The organism is Pedobacter sp. AK013 (assembly GCF_014205835.1).
Lineage (GTDB): Bacteria > Bacteroidota > Bacteroidia > Sphingobacteriales > Sphingobacteriaceae > Pedobacter.
Genome location: NZ_JACHCQ010000001.1, coordinates 200,274 through 224,803, shown reverse-complemented (window position 1 = coordinate 224,803; position 24,530 = coordinate 200,274). Strand labels below are relative to the sequence as shown.

Below are 24,530 nucleotides of genomic sequence, written 5' to 3'. Positions count from 1 at the left end.
TGGCAATTGAGCACTTAAAACTATCAACTGAACTCACTTAACCTTCAGTCCTTAAAATCTTCAACGGTGGTTGGTTCAAAATACTTCTCGTACTTAACACACCTGTAATTACCACAAGTAATACAATCGAACCAAACAACAATAAGGTTGGTACAAGTGGAGGCATAAAGGCCGCATCGAAAGTGAATTTAGCCAATGCCCAGCTTCCGCTGATGGCTAAAATTAATCCGGCACCGGCTGCAAAAGCCCCTAAAAAGAAATATTCAATCGCATTTATCGCTAAAATCTGTTTTCTGCTTGCACCCATGGTTCGCAATAAAATACTTTCTTTTATCCGCTGGTTTTTACTAGTTAACACTGAAGATATTAAAACAATCCAACCGGTAACCATACTAAAGCCGGCCATAAACTGAATCACAAAACCGATTTTGCTTAACAACTCATCCAAGAGTTTTAATACCAGATCTAAATCGATGACAGATACATTTGGGAATTTTTGTACCACCTCACCCTGGAAACGGGCTGAAACTTCGCCCGATGGCACCTTGGTCATCAATACATGAAACTGCGGCGCTTCTTCTAATACCCCCAGCTGGAAAAACAACTCTGAAATTGGTTTGCATCCTGCTCCAGTTTACTTCCCTTAAGCTTCCAACAACCGTTGGGATCATCATCCCCTGGACATTAAAAAGGATTTTATCATTTAGTTCGACATGAATCTGTTGGGCATAACGCTGATCCAGTGAAACATAAACCGTTTCGTTGGGTTTTATTTTTCCTATCCATTTACCTGATGTAATTTTCTCTGCAACGGTTAAAGTGTCCTGATAGGTAGCCCTGATTTCATTGCGATAAGCCCTCATGTTACTGGTATCTGCACTGGCTTTCTTACCGTTAATTTCTTCAATGCGCATAGTAACTACAGGCACCTGATTCATTAATGGCAATTTGAAAGCTTTAGTTAAACTATCCAATCCTTCTTTTTGCGTATTCTGGATATCGAACATCACCATATTGGGTTGGTTGCTGCCAGATGAAAGTGTAACACGACTCATTAATATCCCCTGAACAAAAAATAAGGTGCAGATAAATGCCGTTGATAAGCCTATAGAAACGGTAAGCATCAAGGTTTGGTTATTCGGACGGTAGAGGTTTGCAAATCCCTGTCGCCATAAATAAGGGGATGAATTAGGCAAGAGTTTTCTCACCAGAAACATCAAAAGTTTAGACAGTATAATCAACAGCGTAAAAGCGATGGCAATACTGGCGGTAAAAGCGAGTGTTTGTATCCATGTTTTCATCTGCAAGTGCGTAAAAGCTGTAATAAAGACCGCCATAAGTAGATACACCAGCCAGGTTAGCGGATCTCTTTTTCCACCTGCTTTTTCGAAAGATATCCGGATGGCATTTAAAGGTGAAATCCTTCTAACGGATAGGAGTGAGGGAAGGGCAAAAAGGACCGAAATAATCAGTCCCAATAAAATACCCTGACCAACTGCCAGCCACGAAACCTGCATGGTAATCTCAATCGGCAGAAAATCTTTTAACACCAGGGGAAGCAAAAATTGTATGCCTGTGCCTAAAGCTGCCCCTAAAACAGCCGCAATTAAGCCAATAAAAAAGACCTGGATGAGGTAGATTAAAAAGGCATGACGAGATTTTAATCCTAAACACCTCAATGTGGCAATAGCACTTAATTTCTCCTGGATGTACACATGGATAGCGCTACCAACACCAATACAGCCTAATAGCAAAGCAATAAACCCAGATAAAGCCAGAAAACGATTTACATCTTTGAACGATCTTCCTGTCTGTTCTTTTCTCGATTCAACTGTATCGGCATCGAAGCCTTCTTTTTCTAATCTGCTGTTCTGTTTTTTTACCCATTCATCTATTTTGGACGGATCGTTGTACTTGAAATAAAATTTATTGTTGATTCGGCTTCCGGTTTTAATCAGATTGGTTTTATCGAGCGTTTGTAATGGAATATAAACTGTAGGGGCGATACTTGCACCAATACCGGTTTGCCCTGGTGCTTTGGTTAAAGTACCCATGATATTAAAAATGAGATCGCCTATTTTTACCGAATCGCCAACTTTTGCGTTAAATTGTAGCATCAGGGTTTGATCTACCAATGCGTTTCTTCCTGATTGAAAATATTTTGCTGCCGCTAGCGGAATGGTTTCTATTGTACCATAATAGGGGTAATTTCCTTCAAGGGCTTTCATCTGCACCAAACGGCTGCCCCCACCTTTCTGGAAATAGATCATCGAAGCAAAGGTTTTCTCCTGCGATCGTTCATCGCCAAGTGTATCTAGCATTTTTTGCATGGCTTTGCTTACACCTTTCCGGCTGTCTAGAACCAGATCGGCTCCTGTAAGCTCTTTTGCCTGTGCATCAATATCCCTTTGCAGGTTATCTTTAAACGAATAAACGGCAACAAGGGCCGCAATACCCAAAACAATAGCCGAAATAAAGAGCAATAAACGCGCTCGGTTTTTCCTGCTATCACGCCAGGCCATTTTAAACAGCCAGGAAAACTTAACAGATTGTTTTGGAAGGCTATTGGGCATAAGTAGGGTTTTCGTCTGAAATGATTACGCCGCCTTTAATTTTAATGCTCCTTGCCGTTCTGGCTGCCAATTCAAGATCGTGTGTTACGATGATCAATGTGGTTCCTGCATCTTTATTTAAATCAAAAAGCAATTTGATTACTTTTTCGCTGGTTTCAGCATCAAGGTTTCCGGTAGGTTCATCGGCAAAGAGAATAGCAGGTTGGTTCGAAAATGCCCTTGCTAACGAAACGCGTTGTTGTTCACCGCCCGATAATTGTACGGGATAGTGATGCGAACGATCGGCAAGGCCAACTTTATCCAGTAGTTCTAAGGCGTGCGCGCTGATGTTTTTTGCTCCCCTCAATTCTAAAGGTACCATTACATTTTCGAGTGCGGTTAAAGTAGGCAACAGCTGGAAGTTCTGAAAAATGAACCCAACATATTGATTTCTGATCGCTGCCCTTTCATCTTCATTTAGCTTCTCTAAGGCAATGCCATTCAGTTCAACTGTTCCGCTGCTGGCGCTGTCCAATCCGGCACATAAACCAAGCAAAGTGGTTTTTCCACTTCCCGAAGGGCCAGTAATGGCCACAGTTGAGCCCGCTGCTATCGAAAAATTAATGTTATCCAAAACGGTGAGTTCCCGTCCGGCACTTTGGTAAATTTTGCTTACATTTCGGATGTTCAATATGCTTTCCAATAGCTGAATTTTTAAGGTTTGCGTATAGGTTGTGGCCAAACATAACCAGGCGCCGCCTGTTAAGATAATGGTTTAAACAATAATTAGATATAGATTAATTAGATATGTTACGAAAACGATTGATGGGGCTATTTGTTTTGAGCCTTGTATTATTAAGCTGCGGAAACCAACAAAGTAAAAGCAATACAGATAAAACTTTAGATTCAACTGACCAAAAAAAGGTTGCTGTGGCTGTTGAACAAAAGAACATCCTCTTTTTTGGTACCAGTTTAACCGCAGGTTACGGGCTCGATCCGACGGAAGCTTACCCGGCATTGATCCAAAATCGGATCGATTCTTTACAAATGCCTTACAAAGTAATTAATGGCGGTTTAAGTGGGGAAACTTCTGCTGGTGGAAAAGGGCGGATTGATTGGCTGCTTAAGCAACGCGTAGATATTTTTGTACTCGAGCTAGGTGCAAATGATGGATTGCGTGGGTTACCTGTATCGCAAACGGTTAAAAACCTTCAAGCCATTATTGATCGTGTAAAAGCTAAATATCCAGATGTAAAAATGGTACTTGCCGGTATGCAGGTTCCGCCAAATATGGGCGCCAAATATGCTGCCGATTTTAAAAATATGTTTCCTGATCTAGCAAAGAAAAACCAAATGGCCCTGATCCCTTTTTTATTGGATAAGGTTGGTGGGGTCCCTAAGTTGAACCAAGCCGATGGTATACACCCAACTGCCGAAGGGGATAGGATATTAGCCGAAAATGTTTGGGTGGTGTTAAAAGATTTGCTATAATCACTTGAGAGATCACAAATGTTGATTAATAATCTCTGCCAGAAGATGATTGAGATTTTAGTTCTACATAAATCCAGTATATTGCAGGTAAATAATCGCCCTGCAATGAAAGCGCCTGTTGTAAAAATCTTTGTTCCTTTTTTAATTGCCCTTTCCTTTGGTTGTGGAGTTAATACCGCAAATAAAAAAAATAGTGCAATTACTGATACCCTTAGCAAAAATATGCTTAGCGTAAAAAGCATGCGCGACGATTTTTCCTTGCTATGGTCGGCGATTAAGGAACTGCACCCGGGTTATGGATTTTATACTTCTCCTGTCGATCTGAAAAAAGCTTACGATAGTACTTATGCCTCAATTAAATCGCCGCTTACCGAAAGCCAGTTTATTGATCGGATTTATCCTTTTATGTGTGAGTTGAGGTGTGGGCATACACAGTTAAAACATGCTGAAGGATATAAACCTTCTATCAATGATAGGGCATCACATCTTCCTTTTAAGGTGCTGGTTAGAAATCATCATGCCTGGATAACCGCACATCAAACTATGGAGCTTACTACGGGTGATGAAATTATGGATATAAATGGTATACCCGTTTCAGCAATAATTGATCGTGGTTATGGCCTGTATTGTGGAGATGGTTATGGCGAGACATTTAAGGAACTATTTCTTGGTGAATATGATGGTTTTGAAGATGCCTGCAATAAATGTTACCATTGGAAAGGTCCCTATCAGATTAAACTACGCACCGCTAATGGAGTTATAAAAAACATAAATGTAAAACCTGCAGAGAGTGGGGCAGTAGCAACAGATCCAACGTTAAAGCCCGTTGATAATTTTGCCAACTGGACCGTTGTTAAAGGTATTTCTGATGCTAGATTGAGATTTTTCAATTCATCATCTACAGCATGGTTTTCGGCAACTCCATTTGCCTATGCCGATACCCTTGTCTATAAAAAGGCTTTCGCTGCAATCAAACAAAAAGGAATTAAAAACCTGATACTGGATTTAAGGCATAATACAGGTGGCGATATTAGGGTGGCTACACAGTTGCTGTCTTACCTTGCCGATGGGCCTTTTAATGTGGTGAAAGAAGTGAAATCAAGAGTTCCCGACCTTGCCAACAACCGTTTTGCAAAATATTTTGACAGTACCATAACGCAGGGGTTTATTCAAGGGTATAAAACGGGCAGCAAAGCCGGCAATTGGTATTGCATTGAAGCCACACCGGCGTTCGGCCAGATTTATGGCCCTTTTCAATTGGTAAAAAAAGATCATTTTAATGGGAAGCTCCTTGTTTTAATCGATGGTGCTACTTTTTCATCCGGAGCGCTGCTTACTGCTGCTTTAAAGGCTCAACGGAAAGGTATAAAATTTATCGGAAGAGAAACCGCAGGAGCGGAAGAAGGCTGCAATGGGGTAACGCTTCAGCATTTAACCTTGCCCAATACTAAAATAGTAGTCGATTTTCCATGGATGCGCGTAGTTTCGGTAGCTAAAGACCCTGTTAGAGGACGAGGCATTATGCCCGATTTTAAAGTGGATTACACTCCAGAAGATGTGGTACACAATAACGATGTAGATTTAAGAAAGGCAATGAGTTTGGTTAGATGATACGAATTGATTTAGAAATCAGACTCAACGTCTTACTGAACTTGTTTCAGCGTCATTTATTAATGGAGACCCTGAAATAAATTCAGGGTGACGACCTTAGATATCATTCTTGCCTGAAGTTCTTTAGCGTTCCATCATTGTTAAACTGGATATCGAAACGCTCACGGGTACCATTGATGGTCCCAGGAAACCAGCGCATACCGTTATCCCAAATAGAAATGTAGGCCGTGGTGATGGGCTTTGCACCCTCAATCTCAGCTACCTTTTCGTTATAGATTTGTATCACTTTTTGTGCAGCTGCAAAATTCATTTTACTTAAGGGAAATGTTCTGCGTTCGATGTTTCGGGCCAGTACTGGCTTTGGTCCAGACCAGGAACCATTTTTGTACTGGTAGGCATCTACATATTTAGGGTTTTCGGGATGCTGTAATGACAGGTTAATGGAGCCATCTTCATAAAAATGGACAGACTCATAAACTACAATTTCTTTGTTGTGGTACTGTGGCAGTTTTCTTAGTTTTTCTTCTGCGCTTTCCAGCTCTTCAGTACTTAGTATTCCTTTTCTGGCTTTTATTGCTGGTTTTTCTGCATCAATATTTTTTACCCCGGTTTGCGGAAGCTTCATATCTTTTAAAAATTGGTTTACCCTTTTTTGGATTTCTTTACTATTTACCGGACCCTGCTTCTGCTTTAATAATTCGATGTCATGAAACATCTCTTTTGCCTTTTGTTGCAATTCAGGCGTGCTAATCGTGTCGCCGTTTATAACTACAGTTTTTTCCTGCTGTTGCTGTAAGGTTGTTGTAGTAGATGTTTTAGTGGTTCCGGTATATTCGCCATCTGGTCCGATACGGTTTTCTTTATTATATTTTCTAACTAAAGAATCGTTTGGATGAAAGGTTTCATCTACACTTTTGGTGATCTGTTTACAACCAGGGCAAAGGAAGAAGCACATCATCACCAGACAGAAAATATTGTTTAAGTTCTTCATCAGAATTCTCCTTTAAGTTCGTTTAGGTCTTTTTCAAAGGCAATTTTTTGCGGATCTTCTTTGAGGTAAAAAATAGAAAAATATTCTTGTCTAATACTATCCAGATCGAGCAGGTCTACCATCTTTTTGATGTTTGCCCGATGCTTTTGGTAAAACTGATCTGCAAATTCAAGGTCAAAACTGATCATCGGCCGCTCGTTGATATAAGTTCCGGTTTGGTTAACTTTTATCAACCTGGCTGTAGTATGCGTACCTTTAAATTTAATCAGGAACAATTGATTAGGTTTATCGGTAACCTTTTTAAATATATTAAGTATAAAAGTGTCGAAAGCACGGTAAATAAGCAGCATAAAAGCACAGGTTAATAACGGATGGCTAATCCCCATAAAACGCCAGCCCGCGTCCCTGCTTTCTAAATGATAAGAATAAATATAATACCCAACAACAATGGAGGCAAAGGCTAGCCAGGCCAGGTTGGTAAGAAATATGATCGTCTTTTTAATGCTTACTTCTGTAGTAGCAAAAATAAAATAAGGGGCTTTGTTTACGGCTTTATCTAACAGAATACCGACAGTTTTGCCCACTTCGTAACGGCGTTCATAAGGTTTTGCATCATTTACCATCGTTTTTTGCATAACCGGACTGCCCGCCAGATTTTTAAACTGTAAGGTAAGTTCGTAGGTATCGTAAGCTGCACCTGTTTGAGATATTTTTGCCGATTCTAATATTTTAGCTTCCCGTGGTTCGCCTGTGGTTTTAAGTTTTTCTATGTTACGTTTAATCGAAAAGGTTCGGATAACCCATTTCTGGTAATAACCGATTAATAATACGGTCCATAATAGTATAGATACAGCAAGTATTGCAAGCGAATACCAGGGATTTTCGCCCATCAGGTTAGGCACGCTATCGTCTTTGGTGTTGTAATAGATCAACATGGGGAACGGAATAGCGAAAAACAGCATGTAAATGATCCAGAATATCGAAAATCCTCTCATGTTTTTAGGTTAGGTAGGTGAATCTTTTTATCTTTCCTTTAATTGTAATGTTTGAGATTTCTTAGTTTATCATAAGCTGCGATGCGTTATTTTTTCAATTTCTGTTAACACTTCTGTTTCAAATTGCTCCTGTCTTGCCTGGCTTTTGCGGTTGGTACCAAATGGCTGGCTAATGGCGAAGCTTTTACCATATTTATTTTGTTTGTGCGATAAAGCGTAATGCAACAGGCCATCTTCTTGTACATGAAGGATATGTACATCTTCGAAAGCCATAATTTTACGGGTAAATAACCCCGGGATTTTTTTGTATACCTGCCTTGTGTATTGATCGAAAATATAGGTAACATTAAAATGGAAGATAAAATCGTAAACCGCCGTAAGTGCCGATACCAAACCTATGGCCATTACGCCCCAGTATGTATTATGGTAGAGATTGAGCATGGGCGTAACTACAAATATTCCCGCTGCAAGGAGGGCAAAAAATAAAATCTTGCCTTTGTAATCGCGCTCGGGCTGAAAGCTAAGTCTGCCGTTTTCTATTTTTAAATGATATGCTGCCATATTTTTATGAATCAATATTAAGTTCGTTTAAGTCACTTACAAAGGCAATCTTCATAGGTTCTTTTTCCAGGTAAAAAATAGCCACTTCATTTTGTCGGGTACGATCTAAATCTAACAGATCTACAATTTTTTTTAGGGTAACGCGATGTTGAAGATTGTTGTGATCAGTAAATTCGAGTTCGAACGCTACCATCGGTTGTTCGTTTATGTATGTACCCGTTTGCCATGTATTGATCAGTTTTGCGATGGCTGGCAATCCGTTGTATTTGATTAAAAAATCATTTTGAGGATTTTGATTGGCCAAATAACCAAAAATCCTTTCTATAACATTCGCGTTCCCTAACAATAACATTAAGGCGCAGATAATAAAGGGATGGTAGAAGGTAACAAAACGCCAGCCCATTCCCTCATTTTCTGTTTGGTATGCAAAATAAAAATAGCCAACAACCAGCGCTACAACAATTAGCCAGGCGAGATGAAGCAATAAAAAAGTGCCTTTTTTAATACTCACTTCGAAAGTGGAGAGTATAACAAACGGATAATCTTTGGGATTTTGATTAATTATTACCTCAACATGATTACCTTCCTTAAACTTACGTTCGTAGGGTTTGGTATCATTCACGGTGAGCTTTTGTTCGATGTAAGCACCAATAAGATTTTTAAAAGATAAATTTAACTCGTAGGTATTGTATCCTGCATTTGGAATAGATTTGTCTACACTTGCCAGAATTTTGGCATTACGCTTTACACCACTGTTTTTAAGTAGTTCGATGTTTCGCTTTATGACAAAGGTGTTTAATATCCAGTTTTTGTAATAGCTTGCTAACAAAATAACCCACATGATAATAGACACAGTTAATAAGGCTAGTGCAATAAATGGATTTGCCGCTGCCAGATTTGGCGGGTTATCGCCCTTTATGCCATAATATATAATCATGGGAAAAGGGATCGCATAAAACAGGCTAAATAGTCTCCAGAATATCGACATCTCGTATAGGTATTAAAATGGCTCCGGTTGGCATGTATAAATAATGCCATAGCTGCATATTTTTAAGTTTGTGGCAAGCCCATTATCGTACTTATTTCTTCACTAAGTTTTTGAAGGGGTTTTGCCGTAAATAAAGTTTGTGCCAGTAAAATATGTCTGGTTTTATTACCCTTTCTCATCACCATAATGGCCTGGATACTCACTGTAATAAAATAACTTTTTTGCTTTGATATGAGAAAATGGTCAAAATCGTCAAAATTATAGTTTACAGGGGCACTGAAGAAAAAACGTTTACGCTGTATCTCACGGCTTTGGTTATTAAAAGCAATAACGCCTGTTGTACGCAATATGGCCAATACCCCTACAAAAGCAAAGAAAGCAACGTATAAAAATGTTGCCTTACTGGTGCTATATATCAATATGGCAATGATGGCAGCAATACAGCCCAAAGTAATGGTGTAAAATAGCCCTTTTTGCACCTTCAATTTATAGGTGTTGCCTTCCTGTTCGAAATATTTAAATGTTTCCATTTTATTTTAATTTCTTGAAAATGAGTTTAATATATCGTAATGTTCATGGTTCTTTAGGCTTCATTAAAGTACTGTCTAAACCATTTATCGAAATTCTCTTTGTATTTCTCCTGGGCGGTTTTAATCAGGATGTTTGGTTCTTCAACCTGGCTGAGGTTATAATCGCCCTTCATCCATTTTAAATATGCTGCTAAACCGTCACTTTCTTCGTAGCTGTTTTTATCTTTAAAGAAATACGCTTCATCAACATCCACCCAGATTTCCGTGTCGTAGGTAAGTAGATGTAGTAATTGCAAAATATTTTCTGCAACAATATGAACGCCACCCTCATCTCCAAAAACCACAATGGGCATCTGGTTTAAAGTTTTATTGGTACCATCATTCCAAATGGCATAAAACGAACCCGTACCGTTTGCCTGGGCAAAGGGACTCAGTTGCTTTAAGAAATTTTCATCTTCACTCCAGCTGCGTAACCCTGATTTATCATCGATGAAAACACCAAAACCTTGACTGTAACCTTCAAAAGAAGAAATATTGTTTTGGAAATAAATCAGTTTTTGGAGTTCGGGAGGGACTTCGTTTAAATCTAAATTTTGTTTAAAATCGCTTATGTTTATCATTGCAGGTTACTTAAATAAATGAAAGAATTACCGGATGATTGCGTTAAAGAATACGTTCAATTATTATATTTTCATTGCCTTCATCGTCGGCTTCCAGGTATAAATTCCAATTTAATTTTTCAGCTATTTCTAAAAAAGCTATTATATATGCCTGCTGATCTATATTTTTTCCTTTGCTACAAACAATATCAATCAGATTAATAAAGTCTGTTTGCTTTTTTGATGAAGAAAAACTTCCTTCTTTTGCTTCCGCCAATGTAATGCAGGCCCATGGGAAATGATCGGCATTGCTTAAGGTTTGATGATCTTTCTGCACAAAATTTCTTGTCTGTAACAGCACATCTATTACGCTTTGAGTTGCTGCCTTCTTTTTGTGTTGCAGGTCGCTTTTAATGCTGTAATAATTGTACCTATCGCTCCACATCAGTTTTTTATTAATTAGAACTTAATGATCGGTTTGCTAAAAAGGCATTTTTTTTACTTCAATTTTATTCTCCTTGGCATATGTTTCTGCAAGTTTCCAGAGTGTATTGTACTTCTCTATAAATGCATCATACTGGCTGGCATCCAGTTCTGTTAAGGCCTTATTAATCTCTTGCTCGGGCTCATGTTGATCTATCATTTTGGCTATTTTAAGATGCTCGGCTTTATAGCTGGTTAAAACATAGTTGTGCAACGTTATAGATGCATCAAGCATGGGTTTCGCAGACGGATTTGGCTCCAGTTTTTTTACTTTTTCCAAATTCTTTTCAGCCCTGTCGATTGAATTTTTCAGGTATTCTTCGCAGCTGGTAACTTTGCCCGGACCCGATACAATTTTGAGGTATTTTTGATAACCTTGAAAATAGTATGTGCCAAAGCGCGATATATCATTCGTGTTTAGGGCAGCCTGGTCGAAATATTCTTCTGGGGTATTTACCGTAAAGTTGCATGCGGTGATGGTAAAAACCATCACCATTAGCATGACATTTTTGATGTTGAGGCGCATAAACTTCTTTTTAGTATTTACCAACAAATGAAGACTTGTCTTCGAACATTTTACCAATAAGCGGAATAGGTTTTAATGCACCATTAGCCGCATTGATGATTCCTATAATCCAAAGAATGATAAACGCATAACCCACAAATCCTAAAAAGGATAAACTAGGCACTACGCTGGCAATGATGGTAAAGGCTACGTTGAAAATAATACTTACAATGGCAAGTCCTAGCGATTGCCTTAAGTGATATTTAAGCAAAGTATCGGCTTTATCTTTTCCAGTAAAATAGGCTACTAACCAACCAATAAGCGTGATGTAAGAAATGATTGAAAGGGTTTTGTTGTCCATGATTTCTGTTTTTAGATTGAAAAATTATTTGATTCAAAATTGAGGTTAATCGGCAGTTTTTTAAAGTTTTTACCGCCTACAGAGTATCTACGGCACTTTGTAAAAACGTCTACAATGTATCTACAAAAATTATTAATGTGTTGTTTTACAGTTGTTTGTGTTTTTTATTTATTTTGTTTTTCGTCTACAACGTATACCCTAGCTTCAATATTTATGTTAATTTTACGATATGAAATACCTGGTTCTGAAAAGCATAACATTCTTAATGGGAATGTTTTTGATTTGTTTTATTGCCAATGGGCAAACTATGCTGGATAGTACAGCGCTCGGCAACCTTAGCGAAAAAGATAAACCTGTACTTCTTACCCAACTGGCAGAGCGGAGCAGAATTAACGGCGATTATAAAGCAGCAATACAAAAGGCTCAATTGAGTGCAACTTTAGCTTTAAAATTTAAAAATTTAACAGAAGCTGTAAAAGCCTATACCATACAGACAAGTGTATATGCCACCACCAAAGAGTTTGTTTTATCAAAAAAAGCTAGTGATACCACCTTGCTCCTTGCTCAACAATCAAAGCAGCCTGTTACAATGGCTTATGCTTATTATGCGCAGGCTCTATTTTATAATGCGATTGATAATTCTGAACAGATTACCAAATATTGCCGGCTTGCACTCAAGTCGTTGGAAAAAGTGTCCGACCCTTATCTCAGCGCCAAAATATATTACCAGCTTTATATGCTCAACTCACGTTGGGATGATATTAAAAATGTGAACAAGTATGCTCGGGCAGCTACGCAAAATGCTTTAAAAACCACAGATTATAACCTGTTGAGCAATTGTTATATCGCGTTATCTGTTGCGGCCGATTATAATTACGCCAGCACTAAAAATGGAGTGTTTCGCGACAGTATTATTTACTATTTAAATAAAGCCCAAAACCTTTATCAGCAATACCCTAAATATGTTGCCCGAAAAACTTATGGTATTGCCTGTATCAATAGCGCAGATTATTATTTGAGATATTTCGCCGATACTGATAAGGAAGCAAAAAACAACGCGATCCTTTACGCCAGTATGGCCAACGAAGTAATGAAAGGTGCAATAAACGGCGAAGAAATAAGGGCGAGTAGTTTAGGGATTCTGAGCGAATACGCCAGGAGAGATAAAAATCTGGTAATGGCCGAAGGTTATCTGCAAGAGGCCTATCATGTAATGATAAGCCAGAAAGTACCTTATTATTATACCCTGATTAATGTGGTAACTGCGCTTTCCAATTTTTATGAGCAGAATGGAAATTATGGAAAAGCACTTGAATTTCAGAAAAAAGCAACGGAATATGGTAACAAACTTTTTGATGAAAAACGGACATTAAATGCTCAAAAACTGGAGGTTCAGTATGAAGCTGAAAAAAAAAACAGTGAAGTTAAGTTATTAAAACAAAGCGAAAAATACGCACAGCAACAAAAGTACCTGTACATTGGTATTGCCATTGCTTCGCTGTTGGGACTTATATTTATGTTCCGCTCTTACCACTTCAGGTTAAGGTACTCCTTACAGCGCGAGAAGCAATTGCATTTAGAAAAACAGGATGCCGAATTGCAGATGAAATTCGAAAAAGAGGAGCAGGCGAGGTTAAAGGCTGAGCAGCTGTTGTTGGAAAGCCAACAGCAACAATTGCAGAAAGAAGTAATGGCCAGTCAGTTACAGCTCGAGCATAAAAAAGAAATGCTTTTCCAGATTAAGGAAAAACTTAGTGATAATCACCAGCTCAACATCAATAAAATCTGGAATGAAGAATTGCTATTGGATAATGATTTCGAAGAAGCCAAATTTCAGATCCAACAGGTTCATCCAGATTTTTTTTCTCTGTTAAATCAAAGGGCACAACAAAAACTCACGGCACTCGATCTGAAGCTCTGTGCTTACCTCCATTTAAAGATGGACACCAAAAAAATTGCCCAGCTAATGCATATCGAAGCCAAAAGTGTGCGGATGAGCCGCTACCGCGTTAAACAAAAACTGGGGCTTGACAAGGAAGAGGATTTGAATTTATTTTTGCGGAACATGGCTTAAAGCCAGTGGTTTTTTAAGTGTTTATTAGGGCGAAAAACAGGTTAACGCAAATGGTTAAGCAAATCGAACTGTTTTTGTACTTCGGCCAATACCTGTTCTTTTTTACTGATTATTTTGTGCATTTCCAGCCTCTCTCTTGATAATTGCCCATGTTGGCGCATTGCGGCATCCCGTATTTTTTCAGTATTTGTTTCATTTTGGCTGATCTGTTGCTGAGCAATAACTAAGCGGTCAAAAATTTCGGATTCTTTAATAGCTTTATAATAGTTGCTTGTTGCCGATTTTATTTCGTTACCATATTTAATATCTCCTGTTTCCAGTGCATTTATTTCATTGATGATTTTATTGAATGCCCGCTCCTCTTCGGATATTGCCTGTTGGGCGCATTTAAAATCGCCATCAATCAGGCACTTCAGTTTTTGTTCATTAGGGCCGTTTTTGCCCAGCATTATATTAAAAACAACCCGTTTCTTTTGCTCCAGGACTGTTTTTAAATGAACTGCTTTTTTAGATTGGCAAGAGGAAACAATCAAAATCAGCATGACTAAAAGGATATTTCTTGGTATCATAATGGTTTATACAGGATTTCTAAATTATTTTCTGCTAAGATCTGTAATTAACAGTGGATTGTCCTTTTTCAATTTTTCGATCAGTTCTTGTACAGCACCTATTGTAGGTTTTTTTTTCAAATCTTCTACTTCTGCATCGGTAATGCCTACTAATTGTAAAAAGCTTACTTCGCCATGAGGGGTGTCTATTTTTCCCAGTTCGGGATCTAAGGCAAAAACAAAGCCTGTTATTTCTGTTTCTGTATTTAATCTTATTGGCCCATTTGCTGGGATAAAATGATTTTCTTCAAACCATTTACCGCTTGAAAATACGTAGCGAGCCAGGTTGTTCATTACGTTTATAGCCCAAATGGGATCATTTTCATCATCTTTAAAAGGCGCCAATCTAAATGTAAACTCAAAGCCCCACTTGCTAAATTCCTCACCAGCTTTCTCTTCATTATAATACAGTTCGCTCATACCATAACTGATCATGTGCCGATGAAAAGTCTGGTGGTTGCTGTCGTAAATACTGGTCCCATCTATCGGGTCTGTTCCGCCAGCTACATAATGGAGCCCGCACAGCGGTCCATAATGGCGTGCTTCCCTATCACCATATATTTTTTCCAGCTCATTATCTATTGCCTGCCAGCCCGGTGTGTCATCTGTAGTAAATTGTTGTTTATATATTTCAGGGTTCATGATCATTTTACATTTTAAGTAAGTAACTTGAGTTTTGGAATATTATGCTTTCTGCCACTGCATCTATTCTGAAAATACCGTAGTTCCATCAATAGCCAGTGTTTTTACGTAAAAGCTTATCTGCGGTGAAGTACCATTTCCAGTAACAAAAAAGCTTTCTGACGAAGCTGCAAGCCGTCCGTCTGTAAATGTCATTTTACGGATTTTTTTTACGTTGTTCAAGGTTACCACCGTGATTTCACCTGATGTATTTTTAAGCTGCCCTGCCACCCACTTGAGTAAAAATTCATCAGGATCCTGGGCGAATTCTATATTAATGCTGCAATTGCCATTATTAATCAATTTGCCTTCACGCTCATAAAAAGGGTTGGTTAATGAATAACCAGCCCCGTAAAGCTTGTAGCTATGAATAGTATTGGTGGCCTGGTCAGACAATTTTAATTCAATTTCTGCCTGTGCCTCATTTTGTGCCAGGGCATTAAAGCTGCCTAGCAATAACAATAGAATCAGGATTTTGTTATACCATTTGGTTTTCATAATTAATATTTTATTTGATGTTAAGAAGCGAAATTGAACTTCCCTTCGAATATTTTTCCGATAAGTGGAACAGGTTTCTCCAGTTCGTTGCTGGCCGCGATGATACCAAGCAATAACAATACGAACGGAATTAATAAAATAAGATAAAAAATAGTACCTAAAGATGGAATAACCGCTAAAATAACACTGCTCAAAATACTTAAAACAATAGAGGTGATGATCAGTCCGAGCGATTGCCCGAGGTGGTAATTTACCAGTCTGCTTTTTTCTGTCGATTTTTTAAACTCCAGGTAAGAAATGATCCAGCCGATCAGTGTAATGTAGGCTACAATGGCCATTGTTTTCTGTTTCATGTGCTTTATTTTTTTTGTGAATTGAATAAATCAAAGCTATGGGCAGTTAAACAGTTGGCCAAGAAAAGGCAGACTACACAGCGACTACCCGTTTTTTAAATAACGTCTACAAGGAGTCTACAAAAGGCCTTTAAATGGCCAGATACCATTTATTTGTTGTAATTCTGCTTTTGTAAAAGCGTTTCTTTTCTATTTTTGAATATGCAGCTACCACTGAAAAACTTAACAGGCCTCTTTATCTGTCTTTTCCTTTTTTTTAAAAGTGCAGAGGCCCAAAAAATTTATATCGATTCCTTAAGCCGTTTACTTGTACAAAAAAGTACAAGCAATGAGCTACGCGTAAATTTATTGTGTAAGTTGGCAAAGGCCAATTTTGAGAAAAACCTTCCAATATCTTTCAAGTTAACCGATCAGGCGCTCCAGGTTAGTGCCGGGCTAAAAGATGGGAAGAGTAAAGCAATGATCTATGCAACACTTGTACATTTATATGTTTGGAAAAAAGACATGAAAAATGCTTATCAAAGCCTTGATAGTGCCATGTACTATGCCAGGAAAACGAAAGACAGGGTTACCCTAGGTTTTGTGTGGTTTAGAAATGGCTGGTTAGATCTGGTTAATGATGAAAACGATAAATCTATTGCCAAGATGTTTAAAGCACTCGATTTTTTTAAGGGAGAAAATACTTATGAATACGAGAGTACGATCTATCATTATCTGGCCAGTTTTTATGGATATGGAAATAACCCATCAAAACAACAAAAATATGCAGATCTATGCTACCGAACAGCAGTTAAAAGCCAGCAGGTTGATGCATTGAATAATGCTTATTTTACTATAGGACAAACCTTTTTTGACAGTTTTAAGCTGGATACCACAAAACGCAAGCTGCTTGATTCGGCTTTAAAAGTTTACAAAAAATCGCTTTGGTTCTCCAAAAAACAGGAAGGGCGTTTGCTCGTATACAGCAATACTGCTGCTGTAGCGCTAAACACCGCGAATACCTACTTTCAATACTTTCCGGCCAGTTATCGCGATAGTGCTGAAAAATATGTAGATGAGGCTATAGAAATTGCTACAAAAACGAATTTACAAGAGATTTTATTGAATTGTTACGGATTAAAAAGCGAATACTACCTGAGGGACGGTAATTATGAACAGGCCGAAAAAATATTATTGACAGGTTTAAGCAAAATTGAAGATGGAGTAGTTAAAATGCCCCTCACAAAGTCAAGGATATTTCAGGGGCTGGCCAATATAGCCGAGAAGAAAGGAGATAAAGGGGCAGCGCTAAATTATTTCAAACAATACGTTGCAAATTATAAAAAGGCATTCGACGAAGAAAAAATAAATAATACCGTCAAGATTGAGGCACAATATCAATCTGAAAAAAAAGAGCAGGAAATCGCATATCTCCATCAGCAGAGCGCTTATACAAAAAAAATAAATGTTTTCTACATTATTTCAGGCCTTACAGGGATAGTGGCCTTACTTTTTCTGTTGATTTCCTACAACTACAAGCTCAAAGCCTCGGTGAGGAAACAGGAATTAATTGATCAGCAAAAGGATGCTGCAGAGCTAAAAGCACAATTAAAAGAGACCGAAGCTTTGCAGTTAAAGGCCGAGCAGGCCTTACTAAAAGAGCGACAAGAACGCCTTGAAAAAGAGGTTTTGGCCGGTAATCTGCAGATTGAAGAGAAAAATGAACTGCTTGAACTCCTGTCTGATAAGGTAAACAGTGAGAGCCATCTTTCGCTTGATGAACAGATTAAACGGATTGTAAATCAGCAGAAAAGAATGGATAAAGAGTTTGAGGAGTATAAGGTAGATTTTGTTGATGCCAATCCTGCTTTTTTTGAACGCCTGCAAGAGAAAGCAAACCATACACTTACCCGCCTTGATTTAAAATACTGCTCTTATATGTTGATGGGTTTGACCAATAAAGAGGTTTCCATCCGCTTGGGCATCGAACCCAAAAGTGTGCGCATGAGCCGTTACCGGATTAAACAAAAGCTGGGCTTGGGCAAAGAAGACGACTTGAATTTGTTTTTGCAAAATATAGGCTAAAATATAACCTAAAATTAAGAGGCTGTCTCATAAACAACGTATCTAATAAATTAAATGTCGTCATTGCGGGAAGGAACGACGAAGTAATCTTTGCAGCAAGGATCGCTGGCATGAAAGATTGCTTCGTCGGCTGAAAAAGCCTTATCGCAATGACGATTTTTCGAGTAGATCAATGTCGTTGAATTCTCCTGTCGCCCATATTGGTTTTTATCCAATAAATTATTCTCAGGATGACAATTTTAAACTTATGATACAGCCTCTTTCGTATTAATTTTTGACAAGTGTTGCGTTCGGGCGGTAATAATACTCCTCCTCTTCCAAATCTTCGTCTGGTTTATTCTGAATAAGGGGTGCAGGAGTCGGTTCATCTAACCTCACAACCGGTCCATCTTTTGCCAGTTCGCTACCAGCCACTTTCGATTTAAATATTGGCCACAATAACTGCGCATACCATTGGTCGCCTTCATAATGTGAAATGCCGTAAGCTTTAGGGTATTTTCTGGTAATTAAAGCGGTACCAAAAATAATATCCCATAAAAAGAACATATTGCCAAAATTACCTTTATAGTAACCCACGCCATCATCTGTTGTTGCTGCATGATGCGCATGGTGCGTAGCAGGTGTAGAGATTGTTCTTTCCAATACCCACGCCAGAGGGTGCAGGATCTTGTATTTATAGAAAGGTTTATCCCATGGAATGCTGGAGTGCGCCAGGGTGGTAATGGTACCTTTAATTCCCCTTACCACGATGGCAGGTATGCCTAGTCCTAAATATACCAACGCTGTGGTAAGGTAGGTTTGCGAAAAAAACAGAGTATAAATAGCATTCTGTCTGCTGGCCATGGCCATGCCCATATACGGTGCCGAGTGGTGCGTACGGTGAAAACGCCATAACCAGGGAATTTCGTGGTGCAGCCTATGGTACCAATACTGCGTAAGGTCATCTGCAATGGCTATAATAATACAGCCCCAAAAGAAAGGTACCCACTCGAAGGTGTTTTTTAAGCCAGGTAGCACGGCTGGTAGAAACTTCAAACCGAAATAGGCCACAACAGGCCTGATAACCAATCTTGGTAGGGTAAAGCAGGCAATATCAACAAAACGTTCGTTTTTCGGCCACTTGCCTTTATACAATCCAAAAGAAAATTCGAGTACGCCAAGAAAGAATACTAAAAATGGGAAACCGAAACCATTCAGGTTTTCGATTACGCTTTTGATAAAATTAATCACTGGTTCCATTGCTTGATGAATTTTTAGGGTTTACAGATTTAGTTTTTTCAGCTTTATGCTGTTGTTTTAGCCAGGGCCTTTCGCCGGTAATGTAAAAGGTTACAAACATTAAGACAATGGGCAACACATAGATGAAGAGGCTCAATACCGCATTTCTAATAATTTTTTGTCGGGTTTTTTCTTCGAGTTTCATGGTTCATGATTTAGTTTTTGTGAATAATCTGGGTTGATGGCTTATTGCCCAATAAACGCTGGGTAAGGTAAAGACCACCGACAATGATGATAAAGGGGATCAGCGTTACAATGATGCCCACCAATATCTTTTTGCCTAAGATGTTAAAGTCTGATACTGTCATTTTTTTCTTTCGTTTTTATAAATGAATAAATTAATTATATCCCGGATTTTGGGTAAGCAGCGTATTAAGCTCTCTTTCAGTCTGTGGAATAGGGAACAAGATATTTTTTGAGGACACAGCTGATTTTTCAGGAATTTTTTTGAGCGCATCTACATAAACATTTCCGCCCTGCCGTACCAGATCGAACCATCTATGCCCCTCCTGGATAAATTCTTTTCTGCGCTCCAGGAAAACCGAGTCTCTAAATGCATCGGCAGATAAACCAGGTGTTAAATCTGCAATTTTTGCCCTTGCCCTTACTTTGTTAATGGCATTGTAAGCATCGGCAGTTGGCCCGCTAAGGTTGTTTACTACTTCTGCGTAAAGCAACAATATATCTGCATACCTCATTACCGGGTAGTTTATCCCGCTCTGGGCCTGGGTATTTAAGGGAGTCAGCGTATAATCAACAAATTTGTTAAAATAAGGGGTATAGGCATTTTTAAAAACCACATACTTGCCAGTTGCTGCATTGTAAACCGAATCGTAGAAGGTGGTTTCGCGCCTGGTATCGGCTGCAGAAAAAAGTGCATAAACACTTTTATTGGCTGGCACATCGATTGGGAAGGTTCCGGTATTAAATGAGGTAAAACTCTGACTAAGGTTTTGTACCACGTTTTTTGCCCCGAGATTGCTTTCGAACTGTACAGAAAATATATGTTCGATGCCGTTTTTGGTGGCTTTTTGAAAAACATCCTTATAATTGGAGAATAAGGCATAACCGTAACCACCATTAATTACGGTGTTGAGTTGAGCAAGTGCATTTGGCCATAGTTTTTGTGTAACATACACCTTTGCCAGCAGCGAATGGGCTGCACCTGATGTTGCCCTGCCCAAATCTGCATTGCCATAACTTTTTGGTAAGTTGGTGGCATCAGTTAAGTCGGCAATAATTTGCTGGTATACAGTTGCAGTAGCAGTTCGCTTAACCAGTAAATCTTCAATGTTTACGCTTTTAGGCTCGTGGAGGATCAATGGTACATCGCCATATAACCTCACCAGGTTAAAGTAAAGCAAACCTCTTACAAATCTGGCTTCGCGCACCAGCCTGTTTTTTAAAAGGGTATCGGTTGCAACATTAGGGATATTATCAATCGCAATATTTGCCTTATTGATGCCATAATACAGCTGTTGCCAAACTTTTTGTATCCTGCTGTTAGAAGGGATATAGGTTGATACGCCAAGCGCCCTTACATCGGGGTTGGTATTGCTTGGACTAAAAATCTGGTTATCGCTTGCATTTTCGACCAATAAATTGAGTTGTCGGCCATACAAGGGGAAATCGCCGTTCGGATCGCTGTTCAAAGAACTATAAACCGCATTAACCGAGGATATGGCATCAGATTGCGTTTTGAAAAACTGCGAACTTACAATAACCGAACTTGGGTTTTCTTCGAGTTTTTTGCATGCCGCTGATGTAATTATTATGATTGCTAATAACCAGATTGTAGGTTTAGTGATTATCTTTTTCATCTGTACATATAATTTATAGGGTGATGGATAAGCCTGCCAAAAAAGTTCTGGTGGCCGGGTAAGTCCCAAAGTCGATTCCCTGTTTCGTATTGTCGTTATCGTAAAAATTCACTTCCGGATCTAGACCGGTATATTTTGTAATGGTGAACAGATTTTGGGCAGATATATAAAACCTTAAATTTTTTAGCTTAATCTTATTTGCCCATTCAGTTTTAAAGGTGTAGCCTAGTGAGACGTTTTTAAGCTTTAGGTACGAGGCATCTTCTATCAGACGGTCGGTTACCTGAGGTACAGGCGAATTGGTTACGCGGGGAACAACGGCACCTTGGTTTTGGGGTGTCCAACGGTCTAAAAGCGTGGCTGAAGCATTTTGGGTAAGCGTTGGCCGCTCTAAGCTCTGCTGCAATAAATTAAATACTTTGTTGCCATAAGAACCTTGAAAGAATATCGACAGGTCTAAACCTTTATAATTAAAAGTATTGCTTAAACTGCCGGTAAACTTCGGCTGCGCACTGCCAAGGCTATGTTTATCGGTTGTGGTTATAATTCCGTCCTGGTTGGTATCTACATATTTCGTGTCGCCAACCTGTTGCGGTACACCGCCCAATAACGGAGTGCCATTGCTAAGATCGGCACTGGTTAAAAGCCCGTTGGTATTATAACCCCAAAATGTACCCACAGGTAAACCCACCTGAACAATTACAGGCGATACCTGCCCGGTTGGTGCCACCGGAAAGAAACTTTTTACATTTTCGCCCAGGCTTAACACCTTATTACGATTGGCACTAAAAATTAATGTGCTTTTCCAGTTAAAACCAGGTGTTTTTATATTCTCGGTATTAACAGAAAACTCAATGCCACGGTTAGATACGCTTCCGATATTTTTTAAAGCACTGGCATAACCGGTATATAAAGGCAATGGTACATTAAGCAATAAATCGGTGGTTTTTTTACTGTAAACATCGAAAGTAACAGAAATGCGGTTGTTTAAGAACCCCAAATCCAAGCCGGCATTATATTGGGTGGTAGTTTCCCATTTTAGGTCGGGGTTCGCAATCTGTATGGGCGATATTCCCGTAACCAACTTGCCACCCAGGTAATAATTGCTGGGCGATAAAGAAGAAAGCGAACTATAGGGCGGGATTTCCGAATTTCCGGTTTGCCCTGCACTTAGACGGATTTTAAAGCTGTTCACGACATTTTGCAATGACTTGAAAAATTCCTCATCATTTACATTCCACGAAACCCCGACAGAAGAAAAGAATCCCCACTTGTTTTCTTTACCAAGCTTGGATGAACCATCGGCCCTTTCGGATAGGGTAATATTATAACGGTGCAGGTATGAATAATTAATACGTGCCAAAACAGAATTCAGGCTCGAGCTGTGTGCAGCCGAGCTGGGCAGGTTGGCAATGCCCGCATACGATAAATTATCAAATGTGGTTAAATCATTCGGAAACTGCTGCGCAGATGTGGTAAAAGATTTTCCGTTTTCGTATTGCGTGCTATAGCCTACAAGTGCATTTAAAAAATGTTTTTCAGCAAAAGTATGGTTATAGGTTAGGGTATTTTCGTTCAGCCAGCTCAGTGCATTGCCCGAACCGAGCGTAGCATAGCCTTTGGTAGCATAGCCGGTTGATGCCCCTGCTGGTGAAGCGGTGAAGGAAGGGGCGTAGTATTGCTGATTCGTATTCAGGATATCTACTCCGGCAGTCACCTTCAACGTCAGTTCTTTTGAAATTTTATATTCTGCAGCGGCATTACCCAATATGCGGTTTAAGGTATTTTGGTTTGTGGTGGCCGCTATATCTTGCAACGGATTGGTTGGCGTAGCATTTAAAGGATTACTGGTGTTATAACTACCATCGGTATTTTTAATCTGGGCAATAGGAGCAGTGAGGATTAAATTCGCATAGGCATTGCTAAAGTTAATGCTGTTGTAGGCGCTTCCTGCTAGCTTGTTTTCTATTGATCTACTCCCGAAAAAATTAGTGGTAACCTTAAATTTTTCAGAAATGTCTTTCTCATAATTTATCCTCGCCGAATACCTTTCATAACCCGAATTGATGATTATACCATCCTGCTTAAAATAATTGCCGGAAATTAAATATCTTGATTTTTCATCTCCCCCCGAAACGGAAAGCTCTTGATTAAGAATTGGTGCGCTACTTAATGCCGAGCCTTGCCAGTCTGAACCTGTGCCAAATGCAGCGATCTGCGCATCGGTGTAGGTTTTGGGTACACCATCGCTCGTGTTAATGTCGTTTATTAATGCCGCCCATTGGCTGCCATTTAATAAATTCAGTTTTCTGGCTACCCGTTGCGTGCCATAATAACCGTTATAATTTACATTGTTAACACCTTTCTTCCCTTTTTTGGTGGTGATGATAATTACACCATTGGCTCCTCTAGACCCGTAAATGGCAGTTGCCGAGGCATCTTTTAATACTTCTACTGATTCAATATCGCTTGGATTAATAGTAGAGAGGGCATTTGAGCTGGTGCCGATGGAGCCAACGTTAACATTATCGTTGTTGTTGTATACAATAAAACCATCTATAACGTAGAGTGGCGCATTTCCAAAGGAGATGGAATTACCACCCCTGATCCTCACCGTTGCTGTGCCACCTGGTTGCCCGGAGTTTTGTGTTACACCGATACCGGAAACACCGCCCTGTAACATATTATCAAAACTTGCTGCGGGCTGCGCCAGTAAATTTTTAGAAACCGAGGCTACCGATCCCGTAACGTCGCTTTTTTTCTGGCTGCCATAGCCCATTACCACAACATCATTTAGGCTACTTGTTTTTTCTACCAATAGGATGGTAATAGGGCTTCCATCAACCACAATCTGTTTGGTTTGATAACCGATAAAACTTACAATAAGGGTATAAGGGAATTTTTGACCGGTACGGAAGGAGAAGCTCCCGTCGGGTGCGCTGGTTACGGCATGCGTAGTTCCTTTTATGGACAAAACCACATTGCCTATAGGCTGTTTAGTTATCGAATCTTTTACTGATCCGATTAAGGTTGAATTTATAATTGGAGTGTTTTCTTGCTGTGCACTTGCATTTTTAGTAAGCATTGCAATGGCAAGAAATAACACCAGCCTGACGGCTAGTTTTTTTCTATGGATAGATTTTTCCATATATTTATACGGTTTTATTTAATGATTTGAATTGTTAGTAAAACTTGATGACCAGAAGTGATTGGCGTTACGCTGGTTATCGAATAATATCCGACAGGGCTTCCCTGTCGGTTTTGTTTTTTATGATAGACGCTATTTCATTTTGTAAGTTGTTTAAAAAAGGCTACACTTCTGCAGTTAGCCTTAGGCCAGTATTTTTTTATAGAAAAGAGGAGATGAGCGCTGCCTTATTAGCAACAACAGGAAAGATACACGCGCATAGAAAAAATAAATAGATCTGGCATCATATTTTTAGTAAGCTTTAATATTACTCAACATGTTTGGACAAATATAAAAATC

Annotated in this window: 25 protein-coding genes; 4 read left to right on the top strand and 21 right to left on the bottom strand. The window is 39.1% G+C overall.

Features of this window, described 5'->3' with window-relative positions:
- Nucleotides 1–37 precede the first annotated feature (37 nt).
- From HDC90_RS25430 to HDC90_RS00910, 3 genes are read right to left on the bottom strand one after another with little or no spacing between them, the layout of a single operon-like run.
- Nucleotides 38–553, bottom strand: coding sequence for an FtsX-like permease family protein (locus tag HDC90_RS25430; RefSeq protein WP_255497431.1), 516 nt, complete (start codon nucleotides 551–553; stop codon nucleotides 38–40).
- On the bottom strand, nucleotides 507–2,573 hold the full coding sequence (locus HDC90_RS00915) for an ABC transporter permease (RefSeq protein ID WP_255497430.1): 2,067 nt from the start codon (nucleotides 2,571–2,573) through the stop codon (nucleotides 507–509). Before HDC90_RS00915 ends, HDC90_RS25430 begins: the two co-directional genes overlap by 47 nt.
- Complete coding sequence (locus HDC90_RS00910; protein WP_184462914.1) at nucleotides 2,563–3,255, bottom strand: ABC transporter ATP-binding protein; 693 nt, start codon at nucleotides 3,253–3,255, stop codon at nucleotides 2,563–2,565. Before HDC90_RS00910 ends, HDC90_RS00915 begins: the two co-directional genes overlap by 11 nt.
- Nucleotides 3,256–3,359: 104 nt before the next feature.
- Between HDC90_RS00910 and HDC90_RS00905 the strand changes: the two genes are divergently transcribed.
- Nucleotides 3,360–4,043: an arylesterase gene (locus HDC90_RS00905; RefSeq protein ID WP_184462912.1), complete on the top strand. Its 684-nt coding sequence runs from the start codon at nucleotides 3,360–3,362 to the stop codon at nucleotides 4,041–4,043.
- Nucleotides 4,044–4,148: 105 nt separating this feature from the next.
- Nucleotides 4,149–5,654, top strand: a complete 1,506-nt coding sequence (locus HDC90_RS00900; RefSeq protein ID WP_184462910.1) for a S41 family peptidase — start codon at nucleotides 4,149–4,151, stop codon at nucleotides 5,652–5,654.
- Between the two features lie 103 nt (nucleotides 5,655–5,757).
- On the opposite strand, the gene HDC90_RS00895 is transcribed toward HDC90_RS00900, so the two are convergent.
- From HDC90_RS00895 to HDC90_RS00855, 9 genes are all read right to left on the bottom strand, one after another.
- Nucleotides 5,758–6,645, bottom strand: a complete 888-nt coding sequence (locus HDC90_RS00895) for a hypothetical protein (protein ID WP_184462908.1) — start codon at nucleotides 6,643–6,645, stop codon at nucleotides 5,758–5,760.
- Nucleotides 6,645–7,640, bottom strand: a complete 996-nt coding sequence (locus HDC90_RS00890) for a hypothetical protein (RefSeq protein WP_184462906.1) — start codon at nucleotides 7,638–7,640, stop codon at nucleotides 6,645–6,647. The genes HDC90_RS00895 and HDC90_RS00890 overlap by 1 nt, the downstream gene beginning before the upstream one ends.
- Nucleotides 7,641–7,709: 69 nt before the next feature.
- Complete coding sequence (locus HDC90_RS00885; RefSeq protein WP_184462904.1) at nucleotides 7,710–8,201, bottom strand: hypothetical protein; 492 nt, start codon at nucleotides 8,199–8,201, stop codon at nucleotides 7,710–7,712.
- Nucleotides 8,202–8,205: 4 nt separating this feature from the next.
- Complete coding sequence (locus tag HDC90_RS00880; protein ID WP_184462902.1) at nucleotides 8,206–9,138, bottom strand: hypothetical protein; 933 nt, start codon at nucleotides 9,136–9,138, stop codon at nucleotides 8,206–8,208.
- Nucleotides 9,139–9,251: 113 nt separating this feature from the next.
- On the bottom strand, nucleotides 9,252–9,719 hold the full coding sequence (locus HDC90_RS00875; protein WP_184462900.1) for a hypothetical protein: 468 nt from the start codon (nucleotides 9,717–9,719) through the stop codon (nucleotides 9,252–9,254).
- Between the two features lie 53 nt (nucleotides 9,720–9,772).
- Nucleotides 9,773–10,339, bottom strand: a complete 567-nt coding sequence (locus HDC90_RS00870; RefSeq protein ID WP_184462898.1) for a hypothetical protein — start codon at nucleotides 10,337–10,339, stop codon at nucleotides 9,773–9,775.
- A 43-nt stretch (nucleotides 10,340–10,382) separates the two neighbouring features.
- Nucleotides 10,383–10,763, bottom strand: coding sequence for a hypothetical protein (locus tag HDC90_RS00865; RefSeq protein ID WP_184462894.1), 381 nt, complete (start codon nucleotides 10,761–10,763; stop codon nucleotides 10,383–10,385).
- Nucleotides 10,764–10,799: 36 nt separating this feature from the next.
- Nucleotides 10,800–11,327 carry a hypothetical protein gene (locus tag HDC90_RS00860; protein ID WP_184462892.1) on the bottom strand — a complete coding sequence of 176 codons (528 nt, stop codon included), beginning with the start codon at nucleotides 11,325–11,327 and terminating at the stop codon, nucleotides 10,800–10,802.
- Nucleotides 11,328–11,337: 10 nt separating this feature from the next.
- Complete coding sequence (locus HDC90_RS00855; protein ID WP_184462890.1) at nucleotides 11,338–11,667, bottom strand: DUF4870 domain-containing protein; 330 nt, start codon at nucleotides 11,665–11,667, stop codon at nucleotides 11,338–11,340.
- 229 nt (nucleotides 11,668–11,896) lie between these two features.
- On the opposite strand from HDC90_RS00855, the gene HDC90_RS00850 reads away from it, so the two are divergent.
- The gene (locus HDC90_RS00850; protein WP_184462888.1) at nucleotides 11,897–13,741 is read left to right on the top strand and encodes a hypothetical protein; all 1,845 of its coding nucleotides are present in this window, start codon (nucleotides 11,897–11,899) and stop codon (nucleotides 13,739–13,741) included.
- 41 nt (nucleotides 13,742–13,782) lie between these two features.
- Here HDC90_RS00850 and HDC90_RS00845 read toward each other — a convergent pair whose 3' ends face one another.
- The 4 genes from HDC90_RS00845 to HDC90_RS00830 all read right to left on the bottom strand — a co-directional run bounded on the left by HDC90_RS00845 (nucleotide 13,783) and on the right by HDC90_RS00830 (nucleotide 15,881).
- Nucleotides 13,783–14,310 (bottom strand): hypothetical protein, encoded by a 528-nt coding sequence (locus tag HDC90_RS00845; RefSeq protein WP_184462886.1) that lies wholly within the window; start codon nucleotides 14,308–14,310, stop codon nucleotides 13,783–13,785.
- Nucleotides 14,311–14,334: 24 nt separating this feature from the next.
- Complete coding sequence (locus HDC90_RS00840; RefSeq protein WP_184462884.1) at nucleotides 14,335–14,991, bottom strand: suppressor of fused domain protein; 657 nt, start codon at nucleotides 14,989–14,991, stop codon at nucleotides 14,335–14,337.
- A 63-nt stretch (nucleotides 14,992–15,054) separates the two neighbouring features.
- A complete protein-coding gene (gene tssD / locus HDC90_RS00835; RefSeq protein WP_184462882.1) occupies nucleotides 15,055–15,528 on the bottom strand; it encodes a type VI secretion system tube protein TssD in 474 nt (157 codons plus the stop codon).
- A gap of 20 nt (nucleotides 15,529–15,548) precedes the next feature.
- Complete coding sequence (locus HDC90_RS00830; RefSeq protein ID WP_184462880.1) at nucleotides 15,549–15,881, bottom strand: DUF4870 domain-containing protein; 333 nt, start codon at nucleotides 15,879–15,881, stop codon at nucleotides 15,549–15,551.
- Between the two features lie 201 nt (nucleotides 15,882–16,082).
- Here HDC90_RS00830 and HDC90_RS00825 point away from each other — a divergent pair, with 201 nt between their 5' ends.
- A complete protein-coding gene (locus HDC90_RS00825) occupies nucleotides 16,083–17,945 on the top strand; it encodes a LuxR C-terminal-related transcriptional regulator (RefSeq protein WP_184462878.1) in 1,863 nt (620 codons plus the stop codon).
- 267 nt (nucleotides 17,946–18,212) lie between these two features.
- Here HDC90_RS00825 and HDC90_RS00820 read toward each other — a convergent pair whose 3' ends face one another.
- Genes HDC90_RS00820 through HDC90_RS00800 form a run of 5 tightly spaced genes read right to left on the bottom strand, consistent with a single transcriptional unit; the run spans nucleotide 18,213 to nucleotide 24,191 of the window.
- The gene (locus HDC90_RS00820; RefSeq protein ID WP_221451767.1) at nucleotides 18,213–19,184 is read right to left on the bottom strand and encodes a sterol desaturase family protein; all 972 of its coding nucleotides are present in this window, start codon (nucleotides 19,182–19,184) and stop codon (nucleotides 18,213–18,215) included.
- Entirely contained in the window at nucleotides 19,168–19,368 is a 201-nt protein-coding gene (locus HDC90_RS00815; RefSeq protein WP_184462877.1) for a hypothetical protein, read from the bottom strand. Before HDC90_RS00815 ends, HDC90_RS00820 begins: the two co-directional genes overlap by 17 nt.
- Before the next feature lie 10 nt (nucleotides 19,369–19,378).
- Nucleotides 19,379–19,531 carry a hypothetical protein gene (locus HDC90_RS00810; protein ID WP_184462875.1) on the bottom strand — a complete coding sequence of 51 codons (153 nt, stop codon included), beginning with the start codon at nucleotides 19,529–19,531 and terminating at the stop codon, nucleotides 19,379–19,381.
- 30 nt (nucleotides 19,532–19,561) lie between these two features.
- A complete protein-coding gene (locus HDC90_RS00805) occupies nucleotides 19,562–21,043 on the bottom strand; it encodes a RagB/SusD family nutrient uptake outer membrane protein (protein ID WP_184462873.1) in 1,482 nt (493 codons plus the stop codon).
- Nucleotides 21,044–21,056: 13 nt separating this feature from the next.
- Nucleotides 21,057–24,191 carry a TonB-dependent receptor gene (locus HDC90_RS00800; protein ID WP_184462871.1) on the bottom strand — a complete coding sequence of 1,045 codons (3,135 nt, stop codon included), beginning with the start codon at nucleotides 24,189–24,191 and terminating at the stop codon, nucleotides 21,057–21,059.
- Nucleotides 24,192–24,530: the final 339 nt, after the last annotated feature.

Bases quoted from the DNA above. Each gene is read 5' to 3' on its own strand.
- HDC90_RS00860 (WP_184462892.1), bottom strand. From the start codon at position 11,327: ATGCGCCTCAACATCAAAAATGTCATGCTAATGGTGATGGTTTTTACC.
- HDC90_RS00825 (WP_184462878.1), top strand. From the start codon at position 16,083: ATGCAGCTACCACTGAAAAACTTAACAGGCCTCTTTATCTGTCTTTTC.
- HDC90_RS00870 (WP_184462898.1), bottom strand. From the start codon at position 10,339: ATGATAAACATAAGCGATTTTAAACAAAATTTAGATTTAAACGAAGTC.
- HDC90_RS00890 (WP_184462906.1), bottom strand. From the start codon at position 7,640: ATGAGAGGATTTTCGATATTCTGGATCATTTACATGCTGTTTTTCGCT.
- HDC90_RS00800 (WP_184462871.1), bottom strand. From the start codon at position 24,191: ATGGAAAAATCTATCCATAGAAAAAAACTAGCCGTCAGGCTGGTGTTA.
- HDC90_RS00885 (WP_184462904.1), bottom strand. From the start codon at position 8,201: ATGGCAGCATATCATTTAAAAATAGAAAACGGCAGACTTAGCTTTCAG.
- HDC90_RS00815 (WP_184462877.1), bottom strand. From the start codon at position 19,368: ATGAAACTCGAAGAAAAAACCCGACAAAAAATTATTAGAAATGCGGTA.
- HDC90_RS00840 (WP_184462884.1), bottom strand. From the start codon at position 14,991: ATGAACCCTGAAATATATAAACAACAATTTACTACAGATGACACACCG.
- HDC90_RS00805 (WP_184462873.1), bottom strand. From the start codon at position 21,043: ATGAAAAAGATAATCACTAAACCTACAATCTGGTTATTAGCAATCATA.
- HDC90_RS00865 (WP_184462894.1), bottom strand. From the start codon at position 10,763: ATGTGGAGCGATAGGTACAATTATTACAGCATTAAAAGCGACCTGCAA.
- HDC90_RS00820 (WP_221451767.1), bottom strand. From the start codon at position 19,184: ATGGAACCAGTGATTAATTTTATCAAAAGCGTAATCGAAAACCTGAAT.
- HDC90_RS00875 (WP_184462900.1), bottom strand. From the start codon at position 9,719: ATGGAAACATTTAAATATTTCGAACAGGAAGGCAACACCTATAAATTG.
- tssD (WP_184462882.1), bottom strand. From the start codon at position 15,528: ATGAAAACCAAATGGTATAACAAAATCCTGATTCTATTGTTATTGCTA.
- HDC90_RS00905 (WP_184462912.1), top strand. From the start codon at position 3,360: ATGTTACGAAAACGATTGATGGGGCTATTTGTTTTGAGCCTTGTATTA.
- HDC90_RS00880 (WP_184462902.1), bottom strand. From the start codon at position 9,138: ATGATTATATATTATGGCATAAAGGGCGATAACCCGCCAAATCTGGCA.
- HDC90_RS00895 (WP_184462908.1), bottom strand. From the start codon at position 6,645: ATGAAGAACTTAAACAATATTTTCTGTCTGGTGATGATGTGCTTCTTC.
- HDC90_RS00845 (WP_184462886.1), bottom strand. From the start codon at position 14,310: ATGATACCAAGAAATATCCTTTTAGTCATGCTGATTTTGATTGTTTCC.
- HDC90_RS00810 (WP_184462875.1), bottom strand. From the start codon at position 19,531: ATGACAGTATCAGACTTTAACATCTTAGGCAAAAAGATATTGGTGGGC.
- HDC90_RS00855 (WP_184462890.1), bottom strand. From the start codon at position 11,667: ATGGACAACAAAACCCTTTCAATCATTTCTTACATCACGCTTATTGGT.
- HDC90_RS00830 (WP_184462880.1), bottom strand. From the start codon at position 15,881: ATGAAACAGAAAACAATGGCCATTGTAGCCTACATTACACTGATCGGC.
- HDC90_RS25430 (WP_255497431.1), bottom strand. From the start codon at position 553: ATGACCAAGGTGCCATCGGGCGAAGTTTCAGCCCGTTTCCAGGGTGAG.
- HDC90_RS00850 (WP_184462888.1), top strand. From the start codon at position 11,897: ATGAAATACCTGGTTCTGAAAAGCATAACATTCTTAATGGGAATGTTT.
- HDC90_RS00900 (WP_184462910.1), top strand. From the start codon at position 4,149: ATGAAAGCGCCTGTTGTAAAAATCTTTGTTCCTTTTTTAATTGCCCTT.
- HDC90_RS00915 (WP_255497430.1), bottom strand. From the start codon at position 2,573: ATGCCCAATAGCCTTCCAAAACAATCTGTTAAGTTTTCCTGGCTGTTT.